This window comes from Aquabacterium sp., assembly GCF_016195855.1.
Taxonomy (GTDB): domain Bacteria; phylum Pseudomonadota; class Gammaproteobacteria; order Burkholderiales; family Burkholderiaceae_C; genus Aquabacterium.
In genome coordinates this window covers 92112-117223 of record NZ_JACPYU010000013.1, presented here as the reverse complement: position 1 = coordinate 117223, position 25112 = coordinate 92112, and the positions used below count along the sequence as shown (strand labels likewise).

21 protein-coding genes and 1 tRNA gene are annotated in these 25112 nt (G+C 63.4%); 10 read left to right on the top strand and 12 right to left on the bottom strand.

What is annotated here, in order from left to right; translation table 11 throughout:
• Nucleotides 1-2834: tandem-95 repeat protein (locus tag HY019_RS11700; protein WP_290692235.1), on the top strand; the 2834-nt coding region annotated here is incomplete at its 5' end.
• A 92-nt stretch (nt 2835-2926) separates the two neighbouring features.
• Here HY019_RS11700 and HY019_RS11695 read toward each other — a convergent pair.
• Together HY019_RS11695 and HY019_RS11690 are read right to left on the bottom strand one after the other, a co-directional pair.
• On the bottom strand, nt 2927-4840 hold the full coding sequence (locus HY019_RS11695) for an EAL domain-containing protein (protein ID WP_290692233.1): 1914 nt from the start codon (nt 4838-4840) through the stop codon (nt 2927-2929).
• Between the two features lie 21 nt (nt 4841-4861).
• Nucleotides 4862-5491, bottom strand: coding sequence for a transglutaminase-like cysteine peptidase (locus HY019_RS11690; RefSeq protein ID WP_290692231.1), 630 nt, complete (start codon nt 5489-5491; stop codon nt 4862-4864).
• A 316-nt stretch (nt 5492-5807) separates the two neighbouring features.
• Here HY019_RS11690 and HY019_RS11685 point away from each other — a divergent pair, with 316 nt between their 5' ends.
• The 3 genes from HY019_RS11685 (at nt 5808) to HY019_RS11675 (ending at nt 8859) form a co-directional block, all read left to right on the top strand.
• Nucleotides 5808-7649 (top strand): TolC family outer membrane protein, encoded by a 1842-nt coding sequence (locus HY019_RS11685; protein ID WP_290692229.1) that lies wholly within the window; start codon nt 5808-5810, stop codon nt 7647-7649.
• Between the two features lie 70 nt (nt 7650-7719).
• Nucleotides 7720-8055, top strand: coding sequence for a DUF2834 domain-containing protein (locus HY019_RS11680; RefSeq protein ID WP_290692227.1), 336 nt, complete (start codon nt 7720-7722; stop codon nt 8053-8055).
• Nucleotides 8056-8388: 333 nt separating this feature from the next.
• Nucleotides 8389-8859, top strand: a complete 471-nt coding sequence (locus tag HY019_RS11675; RefSeq protein ID WP_290692225.1) for a hypothetical protein — start codon at nt 8389-8391, stop codon at nt 8857-8859.
• 47 nt (nt 8860-8906) lie between these two features.
• Here the strand turns inward: HY019_RS11675 and pstS are convergent, their stop codons facing one another.
• The gene (gene pstS / locus HY019_RS11670; protein ID WP_290692241.1) at nt 8907-9929 is read right to left on the bottom strand and encodes a phosphate ABC transporter substrate-binding protein PstS; all 1023 of its coding nucleotides are present in this window, start codon (nt 9927-9929) and stop codon (nt 8907-8909) included.
• A 110-nt stretch (nt 9930-10039) separates the two neighbouring features.
• Nucleotides 10040-10516 (bottom strand): peptidoglycan-associated lipoprotein Pal, encoded by a 477-nt coding sequence (gene pal / locus HY019_RS11665; protein WP_290692223.1) that lies wholly within the window; start codon nt 10514-10516, stop codon nt 10040-10042.
• Here pal and HY019_RS11660 point away from each other — a divergent pair.
• Nucleotides 10515-10646 carry a hypothetical protein gene (locus tag HY019_RS11660; protein WP_290692221.1) on the top strand — a complete coding sequence of 44 codons (132 nt, stop codon included), beginning with the start codon at nt 10515-10517 and terminating at the stop codon, nt 10644-10646. The two genes, pal and HY019_RS11660, sit on opposite strands and share 2 nt — an antisense overlap.
• Nucleotides 10647-10687: 41 nt before the next feature.
• Here the strand turns inward: HY019_RS11660 and HY019_RS11655 are convergent, their stop codons facing one another.
• Together HY019_RS11655 and HY019_RS11650 are read right to left on the bottom strand one after the other, a co-directional pair.
• Nucleotides 10688-12028, bottom strand: coding sequence for an ATP-binding protein (locus HY019_RS11655; RefSeq protein WP_290692219.1), 1341 nt, complete (start codon nt 12026-12028; stop codon nt 10688-10690).
• The gene (locus HY019_RS11650) at nt 12025-12684 is read right to left on the bottom strand and encodes a response regulator transcription factor (protein ID WP_290692217.1); all 660 of its coding nucleotides are present in this window, start codon (nt 12682-12684) and stop codon (nt 12025-12027) included. The genes HY019_RS11655 and HY019_RS11650 overlap by 4 nt, the downstream gene beginning before the upstream one ends.
• Nucleotides 12685-12869: 185 nt before the next feature.
• Here HY019_RS11650 and HY019_RS11645 point away from each other — a divergent pair, with 185 nt between their 5' ends.
• Both HY019_RS11645 and HY019_RS11640 read left to right on the top strand, forming a co-directional pair.
• Nucleotides 12870-13907 (top strand): AraC family transcriptional regulator, encoded by a 1038-nt coding sequence (locus tag HY019_RS11645; protein ID WP_290692215.1) that lies wholly within the window; start codon nt 12870-12872, stop codon nt 13905-13907.
• A gap of 125 nt (nt 13908-14032) precedes the next feature.
• Nucleotides 14033-16087, top strand: coding sequence for a CocE/NonD family hydrolase (locus HY019_RS11640; protein ID WP_290692213.1), 2055 nt, complete (start codon nt 14033-14035; stop codon nt 16085-16087).
• 76 nt (nt 16088-16163) lie between these two features.
• Here HY019_RS11640 and HY019_RS11635 read toward each other — a convergent pair whose 3' ends face one another.
• The gene (locus HY019_RS11635) at nt 16164-17606 is read right to left on the bottom strand and encodes a HAMP domain-containing sensor histidine kinase (RefSeq protein WP_290692211.1); all 1443 of its coding nucleotides are present in this window, start codon (nt 17604-17606) and stop codon (nt 16164-16166) included.
• Nucleotides 17607-17811: 205 nt separating this feature from the next.
• On the opposite strand from HY019_RS11635, the gene HY019_RS11630 reads away from it, so the two are divergent.
• A complete protein-coding gene (locus tag HY019_RS11630) occupies nt 17812-18561 on the top strand; it encodes a hypothetical protein (protein ID WP_290692209.1) in 750 nt (249 codons plus the stop codon).
• A 107-nt stretch (nt 18562-18668) separates the two neighbouring features.
• Here the strand turns inward: HY019_RS11630 and HY019_RS11625 are convergent.
• From HY019_RS11625 to HY019_RS11605, 5 genes are all read right to left on the bottom strand, one after another.
• Nucleotides 18669-18758, bottom strand: a tRNA-Ser gene (locus HY019_RS11625).
• A 44-nt stretch (nt 18759-18802) separates the two neighbouring features.
• Nucleotides 18803-19951 carry a branched-chain amino acid ABC transporter substrate-binding protein gene (locus HY019_RS11620; protein WP_290692208.1) on the bottom strand — a complete coding sequence of 383 codons (1149 nt, stop codon included), beginning with the start codon at nt 19949-19951 and terminating at the stop codon, nt 18803-18805.
• A gap of 65 nt (nt 19952-20016) precedes the next feature.
• Nucleotides 20017-20718 carry a hypothetical protein gene (locus HY019_RS11615; protein WP_290692206.1) on the bottom strand — a complete coding sequence of 234 codons (702 nt, stop codon included), beginning with the start codon at nt 20716-20718 and terminating at the stop codon, nt 20017-20019.
• Nucleotides 20715-21149 (bottom strand): DNA polymerase III subunit chi, encoded by a 435-nt coding sequence (locus tag HY019_RS11610; protein ID WP_290692204.1) that lies wholly within the window; start codon nt 21147-21149, stop codon nt 20715-20717. Before HY019_RS11610 ends, HY019_RS11615 begins: the two co-directional genes overlap by 4 nt.
• A gap of 10 nt (nt 21150-21159) precedes the next feature.
• Entirely contained in the window at nt 21160-22746 is a 1587-nt protein-coding gene (locus HY019_RS11605; RefSeq protein WP_290692202.1) for a leucyl aminopeptidase, read from the bottom strand.
• 42 nt (nt 22747-22788) lie between these two features.
• Between HY019_RS11605 and lptF the strand changes: the two genes are divergently transcribed.
• Nucleotides 22789-23916: an LPS export ABC transporter permease LptF gene (lptF, locus tag HY019_RS11600; RefSeq protein WP_290692200.1), complete on the top strand. Its 1128-nt coding sequence runs from the start codon at nt 22789-22791 to the stop codon at nt 23914-23916.
• Nucleotides 23913-25079, top strand: coding sequence for an LPS export ABC transporter permease LptG (gene lptG, locus HY019_RS11595; protein ID WP_290692198.1), 1167 nt, complete (start codon nt 23913-23915; stop codon nt 25077-25079). Before lptF ends, lptG begins: the two co-directional genes overlap by 4 nt.
• Nucleotides 25080-25112 lie beyond the last annotated feature (33 nt).

Here is a 25112-nt window from a genome sequence, read left to right as displayed (position 1 = left end):
TCTCCGGCCAGGTCAAGGCGACCGACCCCGATGGTGATGCGCTGACCTACGCCAAGGGCGCTGACCCAGCGCATGGCACGGTGGTCGTCAATGACGATGGCACCTGGACCTATACGCCCGCCAAGGACTACAACGGCAGCGACACCTTCACGGTGACGGTGTCTGACGGCCACGGCGGCACGACCACGGCCACCATCGACATCGGCGTCAACCCGGTCAATGATCCGCCCAAGATCGACGACCCCGACAGCGGCAACTTCGATCCGGTCACCGGCCACTACAGCCTGACCACGGATGAGGACAAGCCTGTCTCTGGGCAGGTCAAGGCGACCGATGCCGATGGCGACACCCTGACCTACGCCAAGGGCTCCGACCCAACGCACGGCACTGTGACCGTCAACGAAAACGGCATCTGGACTTACACACCCGCCAAGGACTACAACGGCGCCGACAGCTTCACCGTGACGGTTTCTGATGGCCATGGCGGTACGACCACCGCCACCATCGACATCGGTATCAACCCGGTCAACGACGCGCCCATCATCGGCAACCAAAGCGGCCCGGCCGCCTTGTCAGAAGAAGGTCTGGCTGGCGGCAACCCCGACAACCAGGGCTCGCCCGACACCGTCAACACCAAGGAAGCCAGTGGCCAGTTCACCGTCAGCGATACCGATGGCGACAAGGTCAGCCTCACCCTCTCCGGCCCCAGTGGCCTGACATCGGGCGGCGTGGTCATCACATGGTCGGGCAGCGGCACCGCCACCGACCCGCTGATCGGCAAGGCGGGCAGCACGCCCATCCTCACCGCCACCATCGACGACCAGGGCCACTACAAGGTCACCCTGCAAGGCCCGCTGGACCACCCCAACACCAGCACCGAAGATGCGCTCGGCGTCAACCTGCAGGTGCAGGCCAGCGATGGCCACACCACCAGCACCGCCGCCCTCAATGTGCTGATCGAAGACGACAGCCCGCTGTCTGGCGCGCAGGTCATGCAGGTCGACAGCAGCACCGGCACGCAGAACACCAACCTGATGCTGATCGTCGACACCTCGGGCAGCATGAAGGACACGCTGGCCGACAAGACCGTCAACGGCATCAAGGCCGCCATCAAGTCGCTGATCGACCGCTACGACGACCTGGGCGATGTCAAGGTCCAGATCGTGACCTTCAGCGACGCCGGCCAGGGCCGCGCCGCCTGGATGACGGTCGCTCAGGCCAAGACCTTCGTCGACGCACTGAGCGCCAACGGCGGCACCAACTACGACGCAGCGCTGGCCGCGGCCAAAGCCTCATTTGCCGCAACCGGCAAGATCAGCGATGGCGTCAACGTGTCCTACTTCATCACCGATGGCAACCCCAACACCGGCAAAGGCATCGACACCGGCAAGGACGAAACCAATTGGGAGACCTTCCTCAGGGATAACCACATTGACTCCTACGCCATTGGCACGGGCACCCTGACAGCGCAGTACATCGCCAACATCGAGCCCATCGCCTACAACGGCATCACCGGCACAGAGCAAGGCGCCACCACGCTCAAGACCAATGCCGAGCTCAGCAAGTACCTGCTTGACACCGTGCCCACGCTCAAGGCCGGCAGCCTGGCCGGGCTGGCCGGTGCGGATGGCCTGCAAAAGATCGAGGCTTTCTCATCAAGCAAGCAAGTGAGCTCCGTGCTGGACCCCAGCACCAAGATCCTCACGATCACGCTGCAGTCTGGCGCCGAGATCAAGCTCAACACCGTCACCGGCGACTTCACCATGAAGCAAGGCCACGACGGAACCGACGAGACCTTCAGCTACACCATCGTCGACAAGGACGGCGACCACGCCAGCGGCACCATCACCTTGACCACCGCGGCCACAGCTGCGGCCAACCACGCCCCGGTGGTGAGCGCTGGCAACGATGGCCACAACATCCTGGGCCTGGTCGATCTGGCCGTGAACCCCTTGCTGGACCTCAGCAAGACTCAGCATGTGGCCGTGGCCGATGTGGACAACAACCTCATCCGCGTGGACGTGAGCGTGGGCCAGTTCCTGTCGCTGGGCACGCTGTTGGGCGACCACAGCAAGCTCAGCCTGGCGCTGGACCCGGCCCTCACCCAAGGCCTGCACATCAGCGGCAACGACTCGCGCCATCTGGTCATCGAGTCCGACACCCCGGGCCACACCATCGACGTGGCGCAGGTCAACCACCTGCTGTCCACCTTGAGCTATGACCCCGCGCATGTGCTGGGCCTGTCGGTCGATCTGTTCCCGCAGCTGACCATCAAGGCCACGGACGCAGCCGGCGCCACCGACAGCAAGACGATCTCCAGCAGCATCGTCGCGATCGACGTGAATGCGCCCACACTGACCGAGCACACGGTATCGGGCAGCGGCGAGCACCATGGCACCTGCGACACCGACGTGTTCGCCTGGACCCTGGCCGACCGACCGACCTCGGGCGAGCACAACCACATCGACACCATCACCGACTTCAACTGCGCGGCCCGCACGGCCGGTGGTGACGTGCTCGACCTGCGCGACCTGCTGCAGACCGATCACAGCACCAGCACATCGGGCACCGCCAGCGTGGACAAGCTGCTGAACTTCCTGGACTTCGACACCCACTCGCAGCCGGGCAGCACCATCATCCACGTCAGCGCCAGCGGCAGTTTCCAGGCAGACGCCACAGGGCACAGCGACAGCACCGGCTGCGCCGACCAGCAGCACATCGTGCTGGCCAATGTGGACCTGCGCTCCTCACTGGGGCTGGACCAAAGTGCCAATGACCACCAGATCATCAGCGAACTGATGAACCGCGGCAAGCTGCTGGTAGACCACAGCTGAGCGGCCAAGGCACCCAACAAAAAGCAGCCCTCACCGGGGCTGCTTTTTTTATGGCCAAGATGGGCTTGAGCCCGCTCAGACAGGTGCCGCGCTCACAGCCTCACAGCCGGCCCGGTCACACCATCGACCCCGACCTGGCGCAAAGCCACCATGTCTGCCGACTCGCTGACACCTTCGGCGTACACCTGCAGGCCCAGGCCATGCAACATGCTCACCGTGGCCGACACATAGGCCGAGCGGGCCGCGTCCTGCGCCACACCCTGCACCACCGAGGCATCCAGCTTGATGTAGTCCAGCCCGGCCTCGAACAGGAACTCGATGCGGGTCAGCTTTTCGCCGGCATGCTCCAGGCCAATCTTCGCGTTCAAGGGGCGCAACTGCCTGCACAACTCACGCACCAGATCGAAACGGTCCACGGCGGCTGTTTCTGGGACCTCCAGCCACAGGTGCTTGGCCGCCTCGGGCGCAGCGGCCAGGTGCGCGCACAACCTGGGGATGAAGCCACTGTCGGCCAGCGACACGGGCGAGAGGTTCACGCCACGGTCCTGGTAATCCTGGCCGATTTCCTCCAGGGCCAACAGCACGGCCGCTTCGTCGATCTGGGCGATCAGGCCGGAGCGCAAGGCCATCGGCAACCAATTGGCCGCGGCCTCGAATTCGCCGGAAGGGTCCAGTTGCATGCGCAAGGGGCACTCGTAATGCACCAGCATCAGTTGCTTGTCCACCACGGGGTAACGCATCAACTTGATGCGGCGCTCCGTCAAGGCGGCCGTCAGGCGGCGACGCCATTCATCCTGTCCCAGCACCGTCAACATGGCATCGGGTTGCTCGGCCAGTTCCACGGCAAACGCGCCACGGCTTTCTGCCTTGGCCAGCGCCGAATCCGCCGAGGCCAGCACCTGCTGCAAGGGCATGCCCCGCTTCCAGTGCACGGCCCCCACCACCACCGAGGCCGACACGGCCTGCTCGGCAAAGGCGCGGCGCAAGGCATCCACGTAATACTCGGGCTCCGGCAAGGAGGCATCGGCGCTGGTCAGGCAGACCGCAAAGTCGCCCCCATTGAGCCGCCCTTGCGCCGCCCCATCAATGCCCGCCGACACTTCCTTGAGTGCGCGCGCCAGATGTTGCAGCAAGGTATCCGTCGTACGGTGCCCCAGCAGCCGGTTGATGCCCGACAAATCCACCAGGCGGATCAGATACAGCACACCCGCACCAGAGCCCTCTTCGCTGCTGATCGCCGCGCCCAGTTGCGCCATGAAATGCCGGCGGTGCGACAAGCCCGTCAGCGGATCGCAATGGGCCTGCTGACGCAGTTGCTCGACCTGGCCGGACTGCTCCTCGAACACCGACTTCAAGCGCACGACCACGGCGTTCATGGCCTGACTCAGGCGCGCCAGCTCAGGCACCTTGGGCTCTTGCACCGTCACGAAGCGGCGCTCCATCAGGGCCTGTGCCTGGGCCACCGTGGCGTCCAGTGGCTCGCGGATGCGGCGCACACCAAAGGCGGCAATCACACAGGACAGCGCACCCAGCACGAACAACCAGCCCGCCGTCTTGGCACTGCCCTGCCAGAGCTGCGCATGCGCAAAACCCGCATGGCTGACCACCTCGACCGAACCCAGCGCGCGCCAGCCGTCCGACACCTGTGCCACACCTTGTACCGACTCGACCGGCACCAGGTTCACGAACCAGGCCGGTGCGGCCTCGCGCAGCACCTTGGCGTCAGCCTCATGGTTGACCACCACACGGCCACCCGCATCCTTCAAGGTGATGCGCTGATAAAAGCCCGTATCGAACATGGCCGATACGGTCAGGTCCATCGAGGGCATGTCACCCTTTTGCTGCGACAGGTTCAACGCCAGCGACTGCGCGTTATCCGCGTTCTTGAGCCGCAACTGGGTCTCCAGGTAGCCGCGCGCCGACAACATCCAGACGGCAAAGCTGCCGAAGAACGCCATCAACAGCGTCACCAGCAACAACAACCAGATCTGACGAATCAAGGACATACGGTTCTTACCTTTGCAGCCTCACCACCAGCCCTCAGCCTTGGCCTTCGCAAACACATCTCGCCAACGTGACAGGCGGGCTGACGGGTCTCCAGCATTGGACCCACTCACACCTTGCCACAAACCTTCGGCGTTGAAACTGAAAACAGGCACCAGATCCGGACGCCTGGAGGCAGGACGAATTTCGGTGACGAGGTTATCCAGAATCAACGGCTCCGCATTTGGCTCCGGGTAATACGCCAGCACCATGTGAGCCTGGATTCCAGAGCCCACCTGCGCACGGACATACACCATGCGCATCTTCACACTGGGAATGCCTGCGGCAATCAGGGAAAAATACTTGCCAATGGCGTAATCCTCACAGTCGCCCTGCCCTTTGGCCAGAGTTTCCAGAGGCGACGCCCAATAATCCACCACACCCCACGTTTCCCGATCATCGCGATACAGGATCTGGCGATTGAAATAGGTATTGATGGCTTTGAGGCGAGTTTCATCGTCCTGGCTGGCGGCCTCGGCAATTTCCTGCAGCAGGGCCTGCGCCCGGGCCAGTGCCGCAGGGCCCATTTTCTGGGCTGCCAGCACCACCTTGGGCGACTCGAAGGCCTGGGTGGCCACCCAGCCGCAAGCCAGCGTCAGGACCAGTGCGGCCATGGGCGCGCGCAAGCACAGCCGCCCGAAGGCAAGCCACCTGGCAGACCAGGACGGGGTTAACGGTGGAGTTTTCGGACGCAAGCGAACCACAGTGTCAAATCGACCAGAAAGGGTAAAACTTGACCGTTAACGGTGCGGCGCACCACCTACATGCACGTACATGCACGTCGCCAGGATGCACCACGTGAAACGCCCACTCATTTAATGCCAAAATGCGCCGATAAACACCAAATGTGTCCAGTTGATACCGGGGTTTCCGGTGGAAAGTCAGCTGGATCCTCATGAATCGTGACCGAGGTGCAAGGTGACCCACTTGATGATGAAATCCCGTCTGACCATCCTGGCTCTGGCCTGCATGACCGTGGCATGTGCACACGCCCAGAATGCCCCGGCGGGCTCCCTCGCCGATGCGGCCCAAAAGGCCATTGCCACCAATCCGGAAGTCACCGCACGGCTCAACGCCCTGCGTGCCGCTGCCAATGAAACCGATGTCGCCCGTGGTGGCTACTACCCCCGCGTGGACCTGAGCGCCAGCGTGGGCCGCGACCGTGACCGCATCACCAGCCGCACACCCGAATCGCAAAGCCTCAGCCGCAACGGCATCGCGCTGAGCGCCAACCAGTTGCTGTGGGACGGCCAGGCCACGCGCAAGGAAGTCGAGCGCCTGGGCCACGCCCGCCTGACCCGCTACTTTGAATTCGTCTCGGCCACGGAAGACACGGCACTGGAAGCCGCACGCGCCTACATCGACGTGCAACGCTACCGCAAGCTGGTGGCGCTGGCCGAAGACAACTATGTGCAGCACAAATACGCCTTCGACCAACTGCAATCGAAGTTCAAGGCCGGTGTGGGCCGCGGCGTGGACAGCGAACAGGCCAATGCCCGCCTGGCCCTGGCCGACTCCAACCTGACCACCGAAGTGGCCAACCTGCATGACGTCAGTGCCCGCTACCTGCGTGTGGTGGGTGAAGCGCCTGCCAGCAAGCAACCCGCCGCCACAGGCCTTGATCGCGGCATCCAGGGTGCCAACGGCGATGCCGTGAACCAGGCCCTGGCCCGCCACGCCAGCATCAGCGCCGCCGTTGAAAACCTGCGTGCCGCCCAGGCCCAGGCTTCCGGCAAGGAAGGCACCTATCAACCCAAGGTTGAAGCGCGCGTGCGCTCCGGTGTGGGCAAGAACTTTGATGGCGTGCAGGACCAAAAGCGCGACACCTCTGCCGAGATCGTGCTGAACTGGAACCTCTACAACGGTGGCTCTGACCAGGCCCGCGTGCGCCAGTACAGCGACCTGATCACCCAGGCCGCCGACCAGCGTGACAAGGCCTGCCGCGACGTGCGCCAGACCGCAGCCATCGCGCACAACGACATCAAGAAGCTCAAGGACCAACTCGCCGCCCTGGACCGCAACGTCCTGGCCATCGAGAAGGCCCGTGACGCCTACCGCCAGCAGTTCGACATCGGCCAGCGCAGCCTGCTGGACTTGCTGAACGCCGAGAACGAGCTCTACACCGCCAAGCGCTCTTACGCCAATGCCGAGTCCGACCTGCAACTGGCTTACGCCCGCGTTCAGGCTTCGCGCAACACCCTGACCTCCACGCTGGGCCTGTCACGTGACGAAGCCGGCACACAGGATCTGGTGCGCGACTGGCAATCCGCCAGCGATGCGGCCCAACGTTGCCCGGTGACCACGGTGGACGCAGCCTCGGCCAGCCGCGATGAGCTCGATGCCCGCGCACGCAAGCTGGCCGGCCCAGCCGTGGTGACACCGGTTGCTGCGCCTGCAGCCGTGGCCGCCAAACCCGAAGCCCCCATGGCCGACGAGGCCGCCGCCGAGACCGTGGCCCAGCGCCTGCGCGACTGGGCCGCCACCTGGATGGCCAAGGACGTAGCCCGCTACTTCACCTTCTACGCCAAGGACTTCGCGCCGGCCAAGTCGACCTCGGCCAAGTGGATCAACGAGCGCCGCCGCCTGGTGGGCAAGCCCGGCGAGATCGACGTCAAGGTGGGCGACATCAAGGCCGTGCCCAAGGGCGACGCGGTGGTGACCAGCTTCACCCAGACTTACACCTCGGCCAACTTCAAGGACAAGACCCTCAAGGTCCTGACCTGGAAGCAGATCGACGGCCAGTGGGTGATCGTCAAGGAAAGCAACCGCTGATCACCAGCTGGCTTGCTGATCCACGTTCTCTCAAGCGCCCTTCGGGGCGCTTTGTCATGAAGGGGCCCCCATGCACACCGCCGTCTACAAGACCTTGTTGATCCTGCTGGCTTTGGGCTTTGCCCTGGCCTTCAGCGTGACCGTGATCCCGCCCTTGCTGGCCAAGCCGGACGTGATCGGCGCCGCACTGGCCGGCTTCGTGAACCCCTACGCCGCCGGCTATGCCACCGATGCCATCATGTCCTGGTGCGTGCTGGCCGTATGGGTCTGGTACGAAGCCCGCACCCAGGGCATGCGCCATGGGTGGATCGCACTGCTGCTGGGCCTGGCACCGGGTGTGGCCACGGGTTTGGCCGTCTACCTCTTGATGCGCCTGCGCGCCTCGCGGCAGACTGACAAAGGCTGATCAGGAAAAAAGAAAGCCTGCCAGTCTCGAAGGACCAGCAGGCCGCAAAGTGCATCGCTGTCATCACGGTGCACCACCGGCTCAGGGAGGAAAGCCGGGCCTTGAAGAATCAAGGCATGCGCATGTTAACCCTAACGAGCAAAGTGTGCAATTTGCTGCACACCAGAACAATGCAAAGTCGTGAAAAGCGACGCCCCGTTCCCATTCTGCAAAATCAGAATCTGGACTGCTGCAGCGCAATACAGCGAGCATCTGCCAGGTAGACAATGCTTTTCGCGAGGTAATGGGCCAGCCCTGCACCAACAATTTGATGGCCCGGCCAGGAGAAAACACATGGACCGCAAGCAACTGTTGATCGGGCTGTTGACAGCCAGCCTTTGCACCCTGCTGCCAATGGCACTGCACGGCGCCCGGGCGGCCACACCCAAAGCTGCCACAACGGCGCCCGCTGCCAACGAGATGCCCATCTATGGCAGCCAATTGATGACGGATGCCGAGCGTACGGCCTTTCGTGCACGGATGTGGGCAGCTCAAAGCGATGAAGAACGCAACCGCATTCGGGCGGAGCACCACGAAGAGATGAAAAAGCGCGCCCAGGCCAAAGGCATGACCTTGCCAGACATGCCGCCTGCCATGCCGGGGGGCCCCGGGTCAGGGCCCGGCATGATGAGACAAGGGATGGGGGCGGCCGCCATGCCACCTTGCGCGGCCTCTGCTGCCTCTGCCATCACCTGCCCGGCATCCAGCCCGCGCAGCGGCGGCCGGCAACACCACCGTCGCTATCACGCGCCAGCCCGTCCCTGATGCGCCGCCAGGGTGACGAGGCATGCCGCCATCGTCACCCCGTCGCATCACATGCTCAGCACAGCCTTGCCATCGGCGCTCTTGATGCCTTCCCACTTCTTGTGGATGATGGCTTTGACCGAATCAGGCATCGGCACATAGTCCAGGTCGGCGGCCATCTTGTCGCCGTGTGCGTAGGCCCAATCAAAGAACTTCAGGGCCGCCTTGGCTTGCAAAGGCTTGTCCTGAACCTTGTGCATCAGGATGAAGGTGGCGCCCGAAATGGGCCAGGCATCGGTACCCGGCTGATTGGTCAGCACCTGGTAGAAGGACTTTGACCACTCGGCGCCCGCAGCGGCCGCCTTGAAGTTCTTGTCCATCGGCTCCACAAAGCGGCCCTCGCGGTTGGCCATCAACACGTAGGCCATCTTGTTCTGCTTGGCGTAAGCGTATTCCACATAGCCGATCGAGTTGTCCAGGCGCTGCACAAAGGCCGATACGCCTTCATTGCCCTTGCCACCTGTGCCCAGCGGCCAATTGACCGCCGTGCTTTCGCCTACCTTGCTCTTCCAGTCAGGGCTGACCTTGGACAGGTAATTGGTGAAGATGAAGGTCGTACCGGACCCGTCGGCGCGGCGCACCACGGCGATGGGTGCATCGGGCAACGGCACGTCGCGGTTCAAGGCCTTGAGCGACGCGTCATTCCAGCGGGTGATCTTGCCCAGGTAGATGTCGGCCAGCAAGGGGCCTGTCAAGTGAATCTGGCCGGGCTTGACACCCTTGATGTTCACGACAGGCACCACGCCACCAATCACGGTCGGGAACTGGAGCAAGCCGTCCTTGTCCAGATCCTCGTCGGTCAGGGGCATGTCCGAGGCACCAAAGTCGACGGTCTTGCCCTTGATCTGTTTGATGCCTGCACCGGAACCCACCGACTGGTAGTTCACCTGCTGCTGCGTGGATCGCTGGTAGTCGGCGGCCCACTTGCTGTAGACCGGTGCGGGGAAGGAAGCGCCTGCGCCCGTGATGTTCTGAGCGAACACCACCGGGGCAGCTGCACACAGGGCAAAGGCAGAGAAAGTACGGATCATGAGTGCGTTGGTCATGGTTCAAAAAAGTCAGACAAAGGTCTCACAACTTTGCAGCTTGAACATGACAGCGGTATGTCAAACAAGGCCTTCTCGGCCTTGTGCTTGCCGCCTCAGCGCTTGTCGTTGTGAACGAAGTCGACGCGGCGGTTTTCGGCCCAGCAGGACTCCTCATGGCAACTGGCCTTGGGCTTTTCCTTGCCGAAGCTGATCGTCTCAATGCGGTCTTCAGGGGCGCCCAGCAGCAGCAGGGCCTTGCGCACAGCATCGGCGCGCTTCTGGCCCAGGGCCAGGTTGTACTCGGCACCACCGCGCTCATCGGAGTTGCCTTGCAGGACCAGCTTGTCCAGGCCTTGCGCCTTCAGGAACTGCGCCTGCTTTTGCAGCATGTCCGTGTAATCGGGTTTGACCCTGTAGTCATCGAAATCGAACAGCACCTGGCTGGCATTGAGATCAGCCTTTTGCTGGCGCAACTGCGCTGCCAGCTTCTCGGCATCCAGTTGAGCCTGGTTGACCGAGCCGCCTTGAGCATTGCTAGATGCGGCCTTCTGGGGCGCAACGGCCGACGTCGCCGGGGCCTGAGCAGTCATGGGTGGCCTGCTGCTGCAAGCAGCCAGCAGCGTTGCGATTGATGCCAGGGCAATGAAGGAAAAGCGCATGGTGTCCTTTGTCATGAAACACAAGTCAGGGCGCCCGTCATTCAAACGGGCAGATACCTGATTGTCGACAACAACACTTAGACGAGCCTTAAGAAGCAGCCCCTAGGCCACCAAAGCGGGGAAAATCACCTGCACCCGCAAGCCACCCAGGCGCGGTGAGGCATCGATGAGGATCGTGGCGCCATGCAGATCGGCAATCGATTTCACAATGGCCAGGCCCAGCCCACTGCCCTCTGGCCCGGTTCCGCTGACACGGTAAAAACGATCCAGAACGCGATCCCGATCAGCCGCAGGTATGCCGCCGCCCGAGTCTTCGACCGATACGACGATGCCCACTGACGTGGGCTTCACATCCAGGTCCACGGTGCCCCCCGGTGGCGTGTACTTCACGGCGTTGTCCAGCAGGTTGCGGATCAGAACACGCAGGGCCTCCGCATGCCCGTTGACCATGGACAGATGGGCCTGATGCACACCGAGGTCGATCTGGCGCGTTTGCGCAGCCAACAAGGTATCGGTGAGCGCCAGCAAGCCGACCTGCGCCACGTCCATGGGCTCGAACTGCACCCCCGCCACGACGCTGGCCTCCTGCCGCGCCAGCACCAGCAACTGGTCCACCATGTGCGTGGCCCGGTCAATGCCCGCAGCCAGGCGCTTGATCGCCGTATCCCTCGCCTTGTCATCCACCGCACGCTGCAGGCCCTGCACCTGGATCTTGAGCGCCGCCAATGGCGAGCGCAACTCGTGGGCAGCGTCGGCCACAAAGCTCTTTTGCGCCTCGAAGGCGTGGTGCACCCGATCAAAGAGCAGGTTGAGTTCCTGGATCAAGGGTTGGATCTCTTCAGGCAAGCCAGCCTCGCTCAAGGGAGACAAGTCGTCTGCCTTGCGTGATGCCATCTGGGAGCGTACTTTGGCCACCGGCGCCAATGACCGGGAGACAACCCACCCCACCACCAGCATCAGAATGGGTGCGGCCAGCAGGCTGGGGCCCACGGTACGCAAGGCCAGGGCACGGGCCATGTCCTGGCGCGCTGCCATGTCCTGCGCCACCTGGATGACCTGCGTCGAGGTGCTGATGGAGAAGACGCGGAAAATACGGTTGTCCAGCGTCCTCACATCGGAAAAGCCCGGTTGCGCCGGCTTGCGCAGGGTTCGATGCGCGGCCGACTGGAAGACAGGCACGCCTTTGGACGTCCACATCTGGACGACAAAATCTTCGTTTTCACGGTCCTGGCTGAAGTCCTCGTTGGCCTGCGCATTGACCAGCGGCACGCCCGATCGAAGCGACAGGGCCATTTTCTGCATGTGCCGATCAAAGATGACATCGGCTTGAGACAGCGCTGTCTGGTAGACCGTGACGGCCTGGATCAGAGCCGCCAACGTGATCGCACCCAGCAGGAATACCAGCAGGCGCTTGCGCAGCGAATGCGTGGCCTGGCCCGTCATCCCTTGGGCACCATGTAGCCGACGCCGCGCACATTCAGGATCAAACCGGCACCCAGCTTTTTGCGCAAACCGTGGATGTAAACCTCAACCGCGTTGCTCACCACACCATCCTCCCAACCGAAAATCTTTTCCTCCAGCTGGCTGCGTGACAGCACCGCACCTGGCCGGGCCAACAGCAACTCCAGTACGGCCCATTCGCGGGAAGACAGCACCACGGGCTGGCCCGCCACCGAGACCTCTCTGGTGGCCGGGCTGATTGTCACGCCCAGATGTTCGTAGTGCGGTTCGGCTCGGCCTGCGGCACGTCGCAACAATGCCCTGACGCGAGCCAGCAGTTCACCCAGGTCGTACGGCTTGAGCACATAGTCGTCCGCGCCTGCATCCAGCCCCGCGATGCGTTGCTCGACGGCATCTCGCGCGGTGGCAATCAGCACCGGCGTGCGGTTCCTGCTCAGGCGCAGGGCCCGCAACACCTCAATGCCATCCTTGCCGGGCAAGCCCAGATCCAGCAAGACCAGGTCATAGGCCTCCGTACGCAATACAGAGTCAGCCAACAAGCCGTCCTTTACCCAGTCGACAGCATAGTGCTCCGAGCGAAGAATGTCCGACACGGACTCACCGATCATGTGATCGTCCTCTACCAGCAGCAGCCTCATTCTCGCCGTCCTTGAAAGTCACCACTATGCCGCGCGGGACTTAGGTGAAGCTTAAAGCCCGATGCGCCACGCTAGGGAAATCACCGATCGTTCGACGTGATTTGGCTCATGGAAAGCCGCCAGACTAGCGAGCCTGCAGACTCCCCCGATTTTGGCTGTTCACGCCGCACCAGCCTTGTTCTTTTATGCGCATCTCGCCCATCAACCTGAAGATCCTGGCCTACACCCTGGACGTCGAAGGCTTCGACTCCAGCGGCGTCTTGAGGCAGTGCGGCATCGAGTCCGCTGACGATCTGCAAGAAGATGGTGATTGGCTTCCCCTGCACCTGTTTGATCGGCTGATGGCCGCGGCCGTCGAAGAAACCGGAGACCCATTTTTTGGGCTGGTGGCCGGCAAGAGCATCGCGCTGATGAAATACGGTGCCATCACGCCCCTGGCCTTGTCCACGCCCAGCCTGCGCCAGCTGCTCGACGACATCAAGCGCTTTGCCCTGCTGGCGGTCGAGCGTGCCGAGATTGACCTGGTGGAGTCAGGCCAGACGGCTCGCCTCGTGGTCAACCCGGTGATCGAGAACGGCTTGAGCGGGCGTTTCCGTACCGAGCAGGTCGCCACCAGCGCCGTGCAGATGCTCAGGTTCACGGGAGCGGCCAGCTCGGACATCTACCAGGTCGAATTCCCTTATTCGATCCCTACTGGGCATGAGCAGCGTTATCTGTCGACTTTTGGCCCTCGCATCCTTTTCGAGCGCAAGGCCTGCTCGATCAGTTTCAACCCCGCCCTGCTTGACCTCAGGATGCCCACCCACGACCCTGTCGCGTACATGGCTGCCCGAACGCGCGCCGAGTCCGTGCTCGCTGCTCGCCAGGCTGGCTCCGACATGGCCGATACGGTGCGCCAATGGTTGCTGAACGCTTTCCCCCGGTTGCCAACGGTGTCCGAGACGGCTGCGCAAATGGGCATGAACGAGCGCAGCTTTCGGCGGCAGCTGGGCCTGCTGGGCACATCCCACGCTGAGCTGGCACAGGAGTGCCAACGCCTCATGGCCGAGCGCCTGCTGGCTGAGGGCAAGCTGCCTCTCAAGCAAATTGCCGATGCCCTTGGCTTCTCTTCCGTTCACAGCTTCCATCGCGCCTTCAGGCGCTGGTCCGGCCTGACGCCATCGGCCTGGCGGGAAGGCCAAGCGGGGGGCCCGGTCAACGGCAGCGAGCCGTCGACCTGGTGAGCATCAGGGTAAGCCTGATCCGGGTAAGCCTGATCCGCCACAGCCAATAAGTTGGTCAATCCGGCTATTGGTCGCGCCTCCTTCTGTTTCTAGCATGGTCAATCAGCACAACAAAAGGAGTCAACGTGAAACTTTCATCGGACAACGGCACCCGCTTCGCAGTGCGCAGCCTGGTTGCCGCCCTGCTGTCGATTGGCATCGCCAGCCTGGCCTCGGCGCAAACCACCACCCTGGGCACGCGCGGCAGCAACAGCAGCACCAACACGGCGATCACCACGAACGCCAGCAGCACCTGGTCTGAGTATTCGCGGGCAGAGCAATACCCCAAGATCACCACCTTGCCGCTGCAGTTCATCACCATGAAGAATGGCAAGAAGCTGGCGGTGTTCGTGTCGGTACCGGCCGATGCCGATGGCAACCCGGTTGCGGGCAACTTCCCCGCTGTCCTGACTCAAACGGCCTATCGCATTGACACCGGCCTGCTGCTGGGCACCTTTGCCACCAAGGGCAACACCCTGCTGGTGGGCGGCAAGGACGAGTTCAACATCAAACGCGGCTACATCTCCGTGGCGGTGGACATCCTCGGCTCGGGCATGTCTGACGGCAAAGAAGCCTTGATCGGCGAAGACGAGCAGGCCGGCTACGCTGAAGCCGTGGATTGGGTCACCAGGCAGCCATGGTTCAACGGCCAGCTTGGCCTGGCCGGCACCTCGTACCTGGGCATCACCAGCTTGTTGACAGCGGGCCAGCAAAACCCCGCCGTGAAGGCCGTGTTCGCCGAAGTGCCGATGGGTGATGCCTATCGCGGCACCGTCGGCACGGGCGGCTTGCTCAACGCCAAGTTCATCAGCATCTGGTTGCCCCTGACGCAATCTTTGAGTGTCGCCAATGACCTGGCCAAATCGCTGCACCCCGAGTACGCCGACCAGATTGAAGCGGCCAACCAGGAGCACATCGCAGCGATCAACGACTGGTACCTGCCCACCGTCAACAACTCCCTGGCCGGCGTGACAGGTTATGCCACCGACGACGGCTCGTTCTGGTCGGTGCGCTCCCCCATCGAGACGGCCTCCAGGATCAAGGTACCCACCTTCCTCATTGGCGGCTCCAACGACATCTTCCAGCGCGACGAACCGCTGCTCTACGAGCAGTTGAAGAACAACGTCAACACCAAGCTGGTGATCCTGCCAGGCTCGCACGTGGGCGCTGTCCAGGCTGCCTTGAGTGGCGCCAACAACTCGACCTCCAAGGGTGCACCAGGCGCCGCATCCCTGCTGTTGCAGTGGTTCGACCAGTACCTCAAGGGCATGAACACCGGGGCAACCAGCCTGCCCAACGTCACCCAATACGTTCAAGGCTACGGGTTGTTGAGCACCGACCGCTACGCCCGTGCCACCGACTGGCCCCACCCTCAAATGGCGCCTCAGCGCATGTACCTGCGCGGCAACATGAGCCTGAACGCGCAAAAGCCCACCGTGGCTGAACCCTCGCACACCATCAGCGAGCCCGATGCACCCGTCGTGACCTACGGCGTCAGCAGCAGCGGCAGCACCGTGACAGCCAAAGTGACCATCAACGATGGCAGCGACTGCTCGATCAGCTATGTGCAATGGTCGCTGGGCATCTCCGGCCTGTTCCCCAAGGCCTGTTACTCGAACGATGCGTATGTCGAGAATGCCCAGAACGCGCTGGTGTACGAGACGCCCATGCTCACGAGCGACCTCTACCTCAACGGCCCCATTCAGGCTGACATCTGGATGAAGGCGACCAAGACCGAGGCGGCCCTGTCGGTTCGCGTGGACGACGTCGACATCTTCGGCAAGGCCACGCCGATCACCAACGGTCTGATGTCGGCCAGCTACCGTGCCGTCGACACCACCCGCTCGCGCTACGTCAAGGGCATCATGATGCAGCCCTGGCACCCGTTCACGGCGGCGTCCAGGCAGGCTGTGGTGCCCGGCCAGCCCATGCTGGTGCCTGTGGAAGTGTTCCCTGCTGCCGCCCTGGTGCGCAAGGGGCACAAGCTGCGCATCGCCATCAGCGCCAGCAACCAGGCACAAGGTGTGTGGCCCACACCGCAGCAGGCAGCAGCCAATGGCAACGTGAGCACCATCCTCAACGAGCCGAACTACCCATCCAGCGTGGTCCTGCCTGTGGTGCCCACCAGCGCCCTGAACTGATCAGCCCGGCTGATCGCCTGACAGCCCGCAAGACCTCGTGTCTTGCGGGCTTTTTGCATCTAGCACCTTGGCCGCGTCAAGCCTCGGTCTGAGGCAGCACCAGGCGCATGACCACGGCCTCGCCGGGCAGGTTCTGCACCAACTGGGCTGAACCGCCGTGCATGTGCATGACGCGCTGCACGATGTGCAGCCCCAAGCCATGCCCACCCGGCTGAGCCGCCCTTGTGCCCCGCGTGCCACGGGTGAACAACTTGTCCAGCACCGTGGGCTCGAAGCCCGGGCCGCGGTCACACACATCGATGTTCAGCCCCAGAGGGTTGTCGCTGTCGCTGACACGCACGATCACGTCCGCATCGGCTGGCGAATAGACCAGGGCATTGACGATGAGGTTGCGCAGCGCCAGGCGCATCAGGCTGGCATTCATGTCCGCGGTTCTGGCCGCAGCCGGGCGCTCGACGTGCACCCTGTGCCGAACCTCGGGAGAGATATCGGCCAGCACCAGGGCCAGCAACGTGTCGATGTCCGTCTCCTGACGAACCATGGCTTCGCCCCCGTCCAGCAACACCGCGTCGGCCAGCACGTTGTCGATCGACGCCGACACCTGCATGAGCACCGCGTTGGCACGGTTCAGGCGCAGCATGGCCTCCTGGCCATCATGGACACGCGCCAGCACCGCTGCCGCGCTTTGCAAGGCAGCTGAAGCATTGTTCAAAGGCTGCCTAACCTCATGTGCCATCACGCCCAGCATCTCTTCGCGGTGCGCCAGCAACTGCGTGCGCTCATCCAGCAGCACCGACAGCTCGCGTGAATGCAGCTCGATCTGCTCGCGCTTCTCCTGCTCGCGGCTCAACTCCGTGGCGCGGGCGAGCTCGACCTCACGCGCCGACTCCAGCGCGATGCCGATGTAGCCCAGGTTGCCGTACAACGCCGCAATCAGCGCCGCGATGAAGGCGAACACGAACTCCGGCCCTGATGAGAAGACCACGACCTTCTGCCAGTTGACGACGTTGACTACGCCACGCATCAGCATGGACATGGCAAACAGACCATAGGCGACCGACAGCATGGCGGCACTGCGATAGCCCTTGATGCGGAACAGCTTCCATGCCAGCCAGGACAGGGACAGTGCGCCGCCCATATTGGCTGCAGAACTGAGCACCACACGCGGCGCGTCCAGCGGCGATATCGTCAGCAGCATCAGGTAGAGCACGCTGACCGATAGCCATGCGGCACCGGACACCCTCAGCCCATCGCTCTGCCCCAGCTCCCGCCGAAGCGAAGCGGATCGCAAGGCATAACTCCCGAAGACCATCAAGTTGGCCACGGCGAAACTCAACCAGGCCGGCGCGGTCCCGCGCATGCCGATGAGTGCGGTACCAATGCCAAACACCCCGCCCCCCAGACACCACAGGGTCACGGCACGCCCGTTATGGCGACGCCGCAGGATCGACCACGCCGTCAAGGGCAAGGCGATGTACAGCAAGCCTGCCAGGAAAAATGCAGTCTGCGGATGAAGCATGTCGGGTTGTGTGCGTGGGTCTCAGGAGCAGCGGCACAGGGCCGGCCCCAAATGTAACGCGTGCCGATTGACGCACCGCTTGACGAACCATGATCAATGACAAGTCAAGCAGGCTGACTTGCCCGTTTCGTCGTCCTTTTCTTTGCATAGGCTGGGGCTGCTTGCTGGCAGTGTGCTGGGACAGTGAAATCAATCGAGTCAAGACATGAGCACCCTGCCATTGAACACAGTCACCGCCTCCAGTGCGCAGAAAAGCAGCTCATCCTCATCGACCAGTACGGCACAAAGCCAGGCATCCTCGGCATTGACAAAGATATCTCCTGCATTGGCGAAGGCGCACGAGCGCATCGTCGCGCAGGCTCAATCTGAATCCACCTCGATATCGCAACTGGGTCAGTACAAAGCGGCCATCTCAAGCCTGGCGACCGCAGCCAATGCCCTCGCCAACGGCTCGAGCAAAACCACCGCGGCAGACACCGTCAAGATGGCCGAGCGCTTCGTCTCCGCATTCAACGCCGCCATCAAACAGGCCAACTCGGCAACTGCGGCAAATGGCAAGAGCCAGACCGATGCATCCAGGGCATTGACGGAGTCGAAAAGAACGCTGTCCACATCAGACGCGTCACGATCACAACTCAGCAAGCTGGGCTTCACCAGACAACAAGACGGCACGCTGACACTGGACTCGTCCGTCCTGCAAAAGAGCTTGGCGGCCAACCCGGATGCCGCGATCTCCACCTTGTCTCAGCTTGGCAAGGCCATGGCCAAACGAGCCGAATCGGAGCTTGCAGACAAGGGCCGGCTGAACGTGGCGTCCGTCAGGTCAGGCGAGAAGGCGCTCGCCCTGAAGCAACAGCAAAGCGCCCTGCTCGACGCAGCTACCAAGATATCGCAGGCCCAGACCAGCAGCAGCTGGACAACCCAACAAGCACTGCAAAAGTATTCGGCAAGCTGACCGCGCATATCCAGCAGGCAACAGGGTGAAAAAGCGTGGGGGAAATGAGGAAAGCCCCATCATCGCAAGTCATTGACATGACAGGGATTTTGGGGCTCTCAAGTTCCTGGCGGAGAGGGCGGGATTCGAACCCGCGGTAGGGATTAACCTACACACGCTTTCCAGGCGTGCGACTTAAACCGCTCATCCACCTCTCCGAAGCCCGCTATTGTAGCAAGGATTTCGGTGCGTTCTGAAGAAATCAGTTCAGCGGCACTTTCTTGCCGTCCTTGTAGCTGTAGAGCGTCATGGCGGGGTTCTTGAGTTCGCCATTGGGCTCAAAAGCCACCTTGGCCGTCACGCCTTGATAAGCCGCTTCCACGATCTTGGGGCCGTAGACCTTGGGGTCAACGGAGTTGGCGCGCTTCATGGCATCCACCAGCACCATGGTCGCGTCGTAGGTGTAGGGCGAATAGACCTGGAACTGGCTGGGGAACTTGGCGTCATAACGTGCGCGCCAGGCTTTGCCGGAGGGCAGCTTGTCCAGCGATGCACCACCCACGGCACACACCACATTGGCCAGGGTCTTGGCGCCACTGGACAAGTCCATGAGCTTGTCGGTGCAGATGCCATCGCCACCGAACAGGTAGGCCTTGTTCAGGCCCAGCTGCTGCATCTGGCGCAGCATGGGGCCGGCCTGGGGGTCCATGCCGCCAAAGAAGATGCCGTCCGGTTTCTTGGACTTGATGGACGTGAGGATGGCGCTGAAATCCACCGCCTTGTCGTTGGTGTACTGCTGGCTCACCACCTCCAGGCCCCGCTCCTTGGCGACCCTGGCAAACACCTCGGCCACGCCTTTGCCGTAAGCCGTGCGGTCGTCGATGATGGCGACCTTCTTGAGCTTGAGCGTGTCGACCGCGTAGTTGGCCAGGCCTGCGCCCAGGTGGTTGTCATTGGCCAGCAGGCGGAACACGTTCTTGTAGCCCAGCGTGGTCAGCTCGGGGTTGGTGGCCGAGGGCGAGATCATGGGCAGGCCGCACTGGTTGTAGACCTTGGACGCCGGGATCGTGGTGCCCGAGTTCAGGTGCCCCACCACGCCATTGACCTTGGCATCGCACAGCTTCTGGGCCGCGGCGGTGCCTTGCTTGGGATCGGCCGCATCGTCTTCGGCCACCAGCTCGAACTTGATCTTCTTGCCGCCGATCTGCACGCCCTGGGCGTTGAGTTCATCCACGGCCATGCGGGCGCCGTTTTCGTTGTCTCGGCCGTAATGGGCTTGCGGGCCAGACACCGGGCCGACGTGGCCAATCTTCACGACGGTTTGAGCCTGGGCGGCAGGCGCCAGCAACGCAACGGCAGCCGCAGCAGCCAGGGTCAGGCGCACTTGAACAGACAGAACAGATCCAGACATCGGGTCCACCTCAAAACTGAATGATTGGTAAATGATGGGTAAAAACGGGGAAAGCGAACAAGACCTCAGCGCTGACGCAGCTTGGCCATTTCCTGGGCCACCGAACGGGTGACCACATCGCGCATGGTGCGGTTGAGCTCTTCGCGCAGGTCTTTGACCAAGGCCTCGGTATGCCGGGCCAGGATTGGGCCCATCGCCTCGCGCAGGCGGAAGTCCAGCATGCCGTCGATCTGGCGCTGGACATCGCCCATCACCCGATGGGCCAGTTGCGCCTCGGAAATCTCGGGCAAGACAGGCAAAGCGGGCACCAGGGGCGCGGCCACGATGGGCTCCACGGGCTTGACCTCGTCCGTCACCGTCGGGATCAGCCCCGATTGAACAGGCTGCTGGGTGGGCTGCCGTACAAGCGGCACTGCAGCGGGCAGCACAGGCGGCCTGGCCGCTGCGGCCACGGGCTCGACCGCAGGCTCAGGCACGACCGCCTCCAGCACCGGCAAGTCGGCCAGGGCCACCACCGCCTGGCTGGACACGGGCTCCAGCGAGGAGACGACCACCGTCGTCATCGGCGCCCAGGTGCTGCGCCCTTGCTGACTGGCGGGCAAGCCACGGGTGACGATGGGTGTGGCCGCAGGGGTGCCTTGCGCGGGCGCGGCCGGCCGGGCCGCGGTGTTCAAGCCATCGTCTCTCACGGGGGTGGGCGACAGCAGCTCGATCACCTCGGTCAAGGTGGGCACCTGGGCCGGATTGGGTTGGGCGCCTTGGCTCATTCTTTGACCTCGTGTGGCTGCACCTGCCAGCCCATGGCGGCATAGGCCTTCCAGCGCTGGCGACCCAACTGGCGGTCGTCCGGCGCGCTGCTGACGATGTCAAACAGGCGCTCGAAGCGGGCCATGCCGGCAGGCATCTCCTGCCCCAGGTTGATCAGGATGCCGCGGTCGCCCGGCGCCGTGTCAGGGTCCTCTGACAACCAGATCGGGGTGTCATGCTGGCGCGGTGACACAGGTTGCCCCTGCGAGGCCATGACATGCGGCAGGAACTCCTGGTCGTCAAACACCCACAACTGCTTGTCCAGCGTGCGCAGCGTGGCCGCGTCGCCGGTCACGACGACCTTCGCGCCGGCCTTGTAAGCCTTGCGCAACAGGCGGCAGGCATACGACAGCTTGTCGCCCACGCCGTGATGAAACTCCACCTTGCCCATGGCTACCTTGTCATGCCTTGGCTGCCGCCGTTTTGGCAGCAGTCTTGCGCGGGGCCGCAGCGCGGCGGCGCACAGCCTTGCCCGCGACCGCCTTGCCCTCGGCCTTCTTGGGCAAGGGCGCAATGGCGTCCTTGCCTGCGGCGGCCTGATCCAGGATGAACTGGGTCAACAGGCCCACAGGGCGACCGGTGCCACCCTTGGCGCCACCCGACTTCCAGGCAGAACCGGCGATGTCCAGGTGAGCCCAGCGGTAGGCCTTGGTGAACTTGCTCAGGAACACGGCCGCCGTGATGGCGCCGCCTTCGCGGCCACCCACATTGCCCAGATCGGCAAAGTTGCTCTTGAGCGACTCGCCATACTCTTCGTCCATCGGCATGCGCCAGGCCGTGTCCTGGGCGGTCTGGCCGGCGGCCAGCAGGGCATTGGCCAGCTGGTCATCGGCCGAGAACAGGCCGCTGTGGACGTTGCCCAGGGCCACCACGCAGGCGCCCGTCAAGGTGGCGATGTCCACCACGGCTGCGGGCTTGAAGCGCTCGGCATAGGTCAAGGCATCACACAGGATCAGGCGCCCTTCGGCGTCGGTGTTGAGCACCTCGATGGTCTGGCCCGACATGCTGGTGACCACGTCGCCCGGCTTGGTGGCCGTTCCGCTGGGCATGTTCTCGCAAGTGGGGATCAGGCCGATCAGGTTGAGCTTGGGCTGCAGGTCGGCCACGGCGCGGAAGGTGCCCAGCACGCTGGCGGCGCCCCCCATGTCGAACTTCATTTCATCCATGCCGGCACCGGGCTTGAGCGAGATGCCGCCCGTATCGAAGGTGATGCCCTTGCCCACCAGCACCACCGGTGCTTGCGAGGCGGGGGCGCCTTCATAACGCAGGATGATGAACTTGGGCGGCTGCGCCGAGCCGTTGGTCACGGACAGGAAGGAGCCCATGCCCAGCTTTTCCAGGGCTCGGCGCTCCAGCACCTCGGCCTTGATGTGCTTGAAGGTGCGTGCCAAGCGCTTGGCCTCGTTGGCCAGGTGGGTGGGCGTGCAGTAGTTGGCCGGCAGGTTGCCCAGCTCACGGCCCAGTGCCACGCCCTCGGCCACAGCCTGGCCTTGAGCCAGGCCGGCCTTGACGGCGGCGGCCTCGGCCTGCGAAGACACCACAGTCACCTTCTTGAGGGCGCCGGCCTTGGGCGCGCTGGGCTTGGTGTGGCGGTACACATACGTGGCGTCAGCCGTGCCCAGCACCAGGGCCTTGGCATGCTCAGCGGTCAGCTTGAAGCCTTTGGCGGCGGCCACCGCCACATGCGCAGCGCCCAGATCCTTCACCTGGGCCAGGCCTTTCGCCACAGCCGCCTTGTAGGACTTGGGCTTGTTGTCAGCCGCGCCCAACAGCAGCAGGCGGGCCGACTTCACGCCAGCGGGGCGGTGCACATACAGCACGCGCCCGGCCTTGAAGGCGAAATCTTCAGCCGCCACGGCCTCCTTGACGAGTTTGTCAAGCACCGCGTCGCCCGTATTGGCTTGATCGCTGGTCAGAACCAGCAGCAGCGCGTCAGCGTTGACCTGAGACAGGGCGGGCCCTTCGGCCACGGTGGAGCGGTAGTCCATGCAGTGCAAGTCCATAATGGACGGATTGATTTGATCTGACCAATGTTATTCGATTCCTCCGTGCGCCGCGAACTCTGGCGCAGCTTTATCGGCACCCTGGTGGTGTTGCTGACCGTGGTCCTGACCATGGTGCTCATCCGCATCCTCGGCCAGGCGACCAAGGGCAGCTTCGCGCCGGCTGACGTCAGCCTGGTGCTGAGCTACACCGTCATCGGCCAGTTGCCCATCCTCATTGCCCTGGCTTTGTTCGTGGCGGTGGTCACCGTGCTCAGCCGGCTCTGGCGCGACAGCGAGATGGTGGTCTGGCAGGCCAGCGGCGCCCGGCAGTTCAATTTCGTGCCCCCGCTGCTGCGCATGGCCTGGCCCGTGCTGGCCGTGGTGGCCTTCTCGACACTGGTGGCGCGGCCCTGGGCCCAGAGCCAGACCCAGGTGCTCAAGTACCGGTTCGAGAAACGCTCGGACATGGCCCGCGTGTCGCCCGGCCAGTTTCAGACCTCTGCGGACGGCAAGCGCGTGTTCTTCATCGACAGCCACAGCGATGGCCAGCAAACCGGCAAGAACGTCTTCATGGTGCTGACCGACAAGGGGCAGGAGTCGGTCATCACCGCGCGCGAGGGCCAGTTGCGCATCGACCAGGACCTGCGTTACCTGGTGCTGAGCCAGGGCGAGCGCACCCAGACGGATCTGGCCACCTCTGAAAAGACCCTCTCACGCTTTGAGACGGCCCGTATCCTCGTGGGCGAAGTGGTGGACCCGCAAAAGCTGGCGCCTGAAGTACGGTCCTTGCCCACACACACGCTGCTGGGCGTCCACAGCAAGGAAGCCCATGGTGAGCTGAACTGGCGCTTCGGCCTGGTCTGGGCCACATTGAACATGGTGCTGGCAGGCCTGAGCCTGGCCGCCGGCAACGCGCGCCGCAACAGCAACTGGAATCTGGTTTACGCCTTGCTGGTGTTCGTGGTGTATTTCAACCTGCTGAGCCTGAGCCAGAACTGGGTGAGCCAGGGCAAGCTGGGCTGGATCCCCGGCCTGCTGCTGGTCCATGGCGGGCTGACACTGGGCGCGCTGGCCGTGCTCTGGTGGCGTGATGGCGCCTTGATGCCGGGGCAGACGGTGGCGCGCCGTGCGGGCCCTTCTGGTCGACTCAAACGCGCGGGAGGTGCGGCATGAACACCGTTCGTCGCTTGATTTTCACGACGATGGTCACCCATGTGGGTTTCGTGACGCTGGCCTTCTCTGCCCTGTTCTTCTTCATCGACTTTGTGGAAGAGCTGCAGGACCTGGGGCACCGTGGCTACTCGGTCATGAACGCCATCTGGACCTGCATCTTCCTGCAAGGCGCCCACTTCTATGACCTGTTCCCGATCGCTTTGCTGATCGGCGGCATCCTGGCGCTGGCCCGCATGGCACAGACCTCGGAGTTCACCATCTTGCGCACGGGTGGCCTGGGCCCCGGCCGGGCGCTCAGCCTGCTGGGCGTGCTGGGCATCCTGGCCGCCTTGCTGATGGTGGTGGTGGGCAACTGGTATGTGCCCTGGTCCGAGCAGCAACTGGCTTTGCACCGCGCCAAGTTCAGCAGCCGACAAGGCCTCAACCTGGGCCACGGTGGCACCTGGCTGCGCGAACGCCGGGAGGTGACGGGCAAAGGCTTTCACAACATCACCGTGAACGTCGGCTCGGCCAACAGCCAGGGTGAGTTCGGGCTGGTGCGCATTTTCGAGTTCGACACCCAAGGGCGCCTGATCCGCCGCGTGGCAGCAGAGCGTGCCGAGGTTGAAGCGCTGGGCGATGCCACCACGGCCACGGGCTCGGTCTGGCACCTCAAGCAGGTGACCGACACCCGCTGGCTGTCGCATGAAATGGTGGGCGAGCAAGCCGTGCTGGACGGCAGCAAGATCATTGCCGAGACGCATCCGGCTCAGATGGACTGGCAGAGCAGCCTGACGCCGCTGGTGGTGTCGGCTTCGGTGCTGCCGCCGGAAACGATGTCCACATTGGCGCTGTGGCGCTACACCCAGCATCTGGCCACCAACGCCCAGGCTGCCCAGCGCTATGAAATCGAGTTCTGGAAGAAGACCTTCTACCCGCTGGTCTGCATGGTGATGGTGGCGCTGGCCCTGCCCTTCGCCTATCTTCACGCACGCAGCGGCGGCATGAGCCTGAAGATTTTTGGCGGCATCATGCTGGGCATCAGCTTCGTGCTGATCAACCATATTTCCAGCCACCTGGGCCTGCTGCACCAATGGCAACCCTGGCTGGCAGCGGCCGCACCCAGCATCGCCTACCTGTTGCTGTCACTGAGCGCCTTTGTCTGGCTGGTGCGCTACCGCTGAAACACCCGTACGCTCACGTTTTGAGGTTGACTC